General features: G+C 71.3%; 3 protein-coding genes. All 3 read left to right on the top strand.

Annotated elements, in window-relative coordinates; all coding sequences use genetic code 11:
- On the top strand, positions 1-614 hold a 614-nt coding region (locus KBA23_RS16585), incomplete at its 5' end, for an FTR1 family protein (RefSeq protein ID WP_290743331.1).
- Positions 615-617: 3 nt separating this feature from the next.
- Positions 618-1,787, top strand: a complete 1,170-nt coding sequence (gene efeO, locus KBA23_RS16580; protein ID WP_290743329.1) for an iron uptake system protein EfeO — start codon at positions 618-620, stop codon at positions 1,785-1,787.
- On the top strand, positions 1,787-2,935 hold a 1,149-nt coding region (locus KBA23_RS16575), incomplete at its 3' end, for a Dyp-type peroxidase (protein ID WP_290743327.1). The genes efeO and KBA23_RS16575, both read left to right, overlap by 1 nt.

Below are 2,935 nucleotides of genomic sequence, written 5' to 3'. Positions count from 1 at the left end.
TCGGCTCCGTCGCGGTCGTCGTCCTGCTGTCGATGGTGTTCTGGATGCGCAAGGCCGCGCGTTCGATCCGGGCGACAATGGAGCATGACATCGACCTCGCCATGGCCGACGCCAGCGGCCCGACCTGGGCACTGATCGGCATGAGTTTCTTCGCCGTGGCGCGCGAGGGGCTCGAGTCCGTGTTCTTCCTGCTCGCGCTCATCCAGCAGAGTCCGGGCTGGGCGGCGCCGGTCGGCGCGCTGCTCGGGATCGCCGTCGCGGTGGTGATCGGCTACGGGATCTATCGTGGCGGTGTCCGGCTCGATCTCCGGCGGTTCTTCCTCTGGACCGGGATCTTCATCATCTTCGTCGCCGCCGGCCTCGCCGCCTCGGTGCTGCGCAACCTGCACGAGGCCGGTATCTGGAACCACCTGCAACAGCCGGTCTGGGATCTGAGCCACACGCTGCCGCTCACCTCGGTGACGGGCACGGTTCTGAGCGGCCTCTTTGGCTATCACGACACGCCGGTTCTCGGCGAGGTCCTGCTCTGGGCGCTGGTCGCGGCCCTGTCGCTCTGGTTCTTCCTGCGGCCGGCGCAGTCCGCGCCGCGGCCCGCGGCAAACCAGGGAGCCTGACGGATGCCGGCCCAAAGCCCGATGTCCCCCGCCGTTACCCGCGCCGCTCTGGCCGCCGCGGGGCTGCTCGTCCTGCTCGGGTTCGGTGCCTTCTGGTACGCCGCGCGCGGCGGGGCGCCGGCGCCGGCCGAGGGCGAGATCGCCATCACCGTCACGGCTTCGGCCTGCGATCCCGCGGAACTGACCGTGCCCGCCGGCAAGACGACGTTCCGTGTGCACAATGCCTCGGACCGGACGCTGGAATGGGAGATCCTCGACGGCGTCATGGTGCTGGCCGAGCGCGAGAACATCACGCCCGGCCTCAGCGCCGTCCTGACCGAGCGGCTGCGACCCGGAACCTACGACATCACCTGCGGCCTGCTCTCCAATCCCCGCGGCAAGCTCACCGTCCTGGCCACCGCCCAATCCGAGGCGGCCAAGGCCCAACCCGAGACGCGCGCCTTCATCGGGCCGCTGTCGGAATATCGCGTCTATCTCGCCCGGCGCGCCGGTGAACTCGTCAGGACAACCGAAACGCTGTCCGAGCGTATCGCGGCGGGCGATCTCGCCGGCGCGCGCGAGGCGTGGCTCGCGGCGCGCGAACCCTGGCGGCGGATGGCGCCCGTCGCCGGCCGGGTCGCGGACCTCGCCAACGGCATGGACCCGCTCGCCGACTATCTCGCGGAGCGCACGGACGATCCCGGCTTCACCGGCTTTCACCGCATCGAATACGGTCTCTGGAGCCAGGACACCACGGACGGGCTCGCCCCCTTCGCGGAGCGGCTCGCCTCCGATGCCGCGGCGCTGCGGGACCGGCTGAAGACGCTCGACGTCGCGCCCGCCGATCTCGCGGGCAACGCCGCGGCGCTCGCGTCGCGGGTCGCGAACCAGGCGACCGCCTCGCAGGCACCCTACAGCGGCGCCGATCTCGCGGAATTCTCGGCCGATCTCGACGGGATCTCGAAATCCGCCCTGCTCGTCGATCCGCTGGTGGCCGAGGCCGACCCCGCCGCCTCCGCCACCCTGCGCCAGGCTCTCGAAGCCGCGCGCGCGACGCTCGACGGCTTGCGGCGGGACGGCGCCTTTCCGCCCTATGACGAGATCGACGCCGCCGACCGCGCGCGGATCGCCGCCGCCTTCGCCGCGATCGCCGCCGCGGCCGACACCTTCAATCCCGCCATCGGACTGGACTGATGCCAAACGACATCCTGCCAACCACCCGCCGCGGCCTCCTGTTCGCCGGAGGCGCGCTCGTTGCCCTGCCCGCCGTTACACTGCCCGCCGTCGCCCGCGCCGCGACCGGGCCCGCGCCCGAAAACGTCGCCGACGCGCCGGTCGCCGACCGCGCCGGCGCCGAGGAGCATGTCTCGCCCTTTGGCCGGCATCAGGCGGGCATCCTCACGCCGCGACCCGCGAACGGCCTCGTCGCCGCCTTCCACGTTCTCGCCGACGATCCCGCCGCGCTCGAACGGCTGCTGCGGCGGCTGACGGATCGCGTCGTCTTCCTGACCCATGGCGGGCCCGTGGCGGACAGCGACCCCAAGCTGCCGCCGCCCGACAGCGGCATCCTCGGCCCGGTCGTGCGGCCGGACGCGCTGACCATCACCGTCGGCTTCGGCGCCTCGCTCTTCGATGACCGCCCATGGCTCGCCCCGCTGAAGCCGCGCGCGCTCAGCCGGATGACCAAATTCCCCAATGACGCGCTCGACGCCGAAATCTGCCACGGCGATCTCGTCCTGCAATTCTGTGCGCATACCCAGGACACCGTCGTCCATGCGCTGCGAGACATCCTGAAGAACATGCCGGACCAGTTGGTGCTGAAATGGGCGCAGACCGGCAATGTGCCGGTGATCGCGAGCGAGCCGGGCGCCCCGCCCGAGAGCGCGCGCAATCTGCTCGGCTTTCGCGACGGCTCGGCCAATCCCGACAGCGCCGATGCCGACGAGATGGACCGGGTCGTCTGGGTCGGCCCCGCCAGCGCGCGCCCGGGCGCGGAGGAACCCGCCTGGGCGACGGACGGAAGCTACATGGCGGTCCGCCTCGTCCGCACGCTGGTCGAACGCTGGGACCGCGCCCCGCTCGGCGAACAGGAACGCTTCTTCGGGCGCTTCAAGATGTCCGGCGCGCCGCTCGACCAACCCGGCGGCACCGAGCACATGGTGCCGGACTTCGCCGCCGACCCCGATGGCGCCGTGACGCCCCTCAATTCCCACATCCGCCTCGCCAATCCGCGCACGGCCGGAAGCGAGGAGAACGACATGCTGCGGCGGCCGTTCAACTATGTGAACGGCGTGCTCCGGAACGGTCAGCTCGATCAGGGTCTGCTGTTCATCGCCTGGCAA

The sequence above is a fragment of the Amaricoccus sp. genome (assembly GCF_017995835.1).
GTDB lineage: Bacteria > Pseudomonadota > Alphaproteobacteria > Rhodobacterales > Rhodobacteraceae > Amaricoccus.
The sequence above is the reverse complement of the archived record's forward strand: the minus strand, read 5'-3'. Positions and strand labels throughout refer to the sequence as shown.

Bases quoted from the DNA above. Each gene is read 5' to 3' on its own strand.
- efeO (WP_290743329.1), top strand. From the start codon at position 618: ATGCCGGCCCAAAGCCCGATGTCCCCCGCCGTTACCCGCGCCGCTCTG.